The sequence below is a fragment of the Mailhella sp. genome (genome assembly GCF_057866825.1).
Genome location: NZ_DBMAHT010000196.1, coordinates 1 through 2466 on the forward strand (window position 1 = coordinate 1; position 2466 = coordinate 2466).

The 2466-nt window shown below is 63.3% G+C and carries 4 protein-coding genes; 2 read left to right on the forward strand and 2 right to left on the reverse strand.

Annotation, left to right across the window (positions count from 1 at the left end):
- Both ACZM96_RS10580 and ACZM96_RS10585 read right to left on the reverse strand, forming a co-directional pair.
- A partial coding sequence (locus ACZM96_RS10580) for an NTP transferase domain-containing protein (protein ID WP_489489018.1) occupies positions 1-745 on the reverse strand: 745 nt, incomplete at its 3' end.
- Position 746: 1 nt separating this feature from the next.
- Positions 747-956 carry a DUF2065 domain-containing protein gene (locus tag ACZM96_RS10585; RefSeq protein WP_294485305.1) on the reverse strand — a complete coding sequence of 70 codons (210 nt, stop codon included), beginning with the start codon at positions 954-956 and terminating at the stop codon, positions 747-749.
- 175 nt (positions 957-1131) lie between these two features.
- On the opposite strand from ACZM96_RS10585, the gene ACZM96_RS10590 reads away from it, so the two are divergent.
- Together ACZM96_RS10590 and ACZM96_RS10595 are read left to right on the forward strand one after the other, a co-directional pair.
- Positions 1132-2097 carry a polyprenyl synthetase family protein gene (locus tag ACZM96_RS10590; RefSeq protein ID WP_489489020.1) on the forward strand — a complete coding sequence of 322 codons (966 nt, stop codon included), beginning with the start codon at positions 1132-1134 and terminating at the stop codon, positions 2095-2097.
- 12 nt (positions 2098-2109) lie between these two features.
- Positions 2110-2466, forward strand: a 357-nt coding sequence (locus ACZM96_RS10595) for a DHH family phosphoesterase (RefSeq protein WP_489489022.1), incomplete at its 3' end; no start/stop codon positions are given.

The window sequence follows — 2466 nt, forward strand, 5'->3', positions numbered from 1 at the left end:
CTTCGGCCGCGGCGAGTTCCGCGGGCGTGTTCACGCCGAGCAGGGCCGTTTTTTCGCAGCCCGCGCCCTCGGCGCGTATGCCGCGCACGTCCATGCCTTCGGCGAGGCCCAGCGCGACAAGATCGGTAATGTAATATTCCCCGCCGCGGTTGTCGCAGGTGAGGCGCGGCAGCAGACGGCGCGCCGCGGGCAGAGAAAAGAGATAGATGCCCGTATTCACTTCATGCGCGTCTTCGAGCGGGCCGTAGAGGGCGGGGTCGAAGTCCTTGGCTTCCACGATGGCGCTCACCTTTCCCTCGCGGCGCACCACGCGGCCGTAGGCGGCGGCGTCTTCGAGTTCGAGGCTCAGAAAGGCCGCGTCCGCGCCTTCCGCGGCGTCGAGAAAGTGATTGAGCACCTCGGGGGTGACAAGGGGCGCGTCGCCGTTCACCACGAGCACGCAGCCGTCGCCGTCAAGCTCGGGCATGGCGGTCATGAGGGCGTGGCCGGTGCCGAGCTGCTTTTCCTGACGGATGCAGGAGGCGGCGATGCCCAGCCTTTCGGCCGTGCGTGCGGCCTCGGCGGACACCATGTCGGCCTCGTTGCCCACCAGGGTGAGAATGCGGTTCACGCGGGGCATGGCCGCCAGCGTGGACGTGACCAGCGCAAGCATGGTTTCGCCAAGAAGCGTCTGGAGCACCTTGGGTCTGGGGGAGGGCATGCGCGTGCCCTTGCCGGCCGCGAGAATGAGGGCGTCGATATTCATGTCAGTCTCCACGGAGAAAACGGCCCGCGGCGCACACGGCAACGCCGAGAACCATGAGGAAAATGCCTCCCCTGCGCAGCGTCTCTTCAGGCAGCGAGAGCATTTCGAGAAGCGTCTGACGCGTTTTGCCGGGCGAAATGAGCCAGGGCAGCGCTTCGAGAACGCAGGCCAGGCCGAGCGCGGTGAGGAAGAGGGAAAAATTGAAATTCATCGGGGCAGTATCCTAGGTATCGGCCGACTTGTAAAGAGGGTTTTTGCCTTCTCAAGCCGTGCGGCGCCGGGCTTTGCGGGAACAGCAGGACGAAAATGCTTGCGAAGAATGAAAAATGCGTTCAAAACGTAGGGAAAGATTCTCCGCGACGCCCGCAGGGCAAAGGTCTGAATTTATGATAACGTTTGTGTCCGTGCTGAAATACGAGCAGGTGAAGGTCAACGCCGCTCTGGAAAGGGAACTTGCCGCCATGCCCGCGCCCCTGCGCGATATTGTTGGACATGTGCTTCTTGCGGGCGGCAAGCGCCTGCGTCCGCTCATGACGCTCGCCTCGGCGCGCCTGTTCGGCGCGGAAGGCGACGGCCTTTACGACGTGGCCGTGATTCCCGAAATGATTCACGTCGCCACGCTGCTGCACGACGACGTGCTCGACGGCGCATCTTCGCGCCGCGGCCGGGTTTCGGCGCACGTGCTCTACGACGTGCCGCGGGCCATTCTCGCGGGCGACGCGCTTCTCGCTGCGGCAAGTCACAAGACCTCGTCGTTCGGCAGGCCCGAGCTCCTCGCCTGCGTGTCGGAATCGGTGCTCATGACCGCCGCGGGCGAAACGCATGAAATTGCGCTTCAGCATTCGCTCTCGCACAGCCACGCGGAATATGTGGACGTCGTGGCCGGAAAGACGGGCTGGCTCATCCGCGGCTCGTGCCGTCTGGGCGCGCTGTACGCCAAGGCGTCGCCTGCGGAGGTGGACGCCATTTCCGACTACGGCCTCAATCTCGGCATCGCCTTCCAGATGGTGGACGACGCCCTCGATTTCGCCGACGAATCGGAAACCGGCAAGCCCACCGCCGGAGATCTGGAAGAGGGCAAGTTCACGCCGCCCATCATGAAATATCTGGAGTTTCTGCCCCGCTGCGACAGAGAGGGATTCTGCGAGAAGTTCCGCAACGGCACCTTCACCCTTGAGGACAGGGCGCGCATCGCCGCGGACATCCGCCGCCTCGGCTTCGACGCCGAATCCCGCGCCATGGCCGACGAATACCTCGACAAGGCGGAACGCTGTCTCGACGGACTGCCGCAGCGCTTCGAGCAGAAGCTCTTTCGGGAAGCACTGGAATTCGTGCGCAACCGAAAATCGTAGGAGCAGAAGATTATGGCTTATTTCCGCGTACTTTCCGCGCAGCTTGCGCAGCTTCAGGCTCTGCTTGTCAGGGAAGAGTCGTGGGCCATACTCATCACCGCCGACCCCGACGCCCTCGCGAGCGCCATGGCCCTTCAGCGCATCATACGCTCAAAAGTGAAGAGCGTGACCATCGCACGCACCAACGAAATCACCCGGCCGGACAATCTGGCCATGATCCGGTATCTGAACATTCCGGTGGTGAAGTGGCGTTCTTCCATGCGCAAGAAGTTCCAGCGCTTCGCCCTGGTCGATTCGCAGGCGCATCACAATCCGGCGTTCGCGGACCTGGAGTTCTCCGTGGTCATCGATCATCATCCCAAGGCCGCG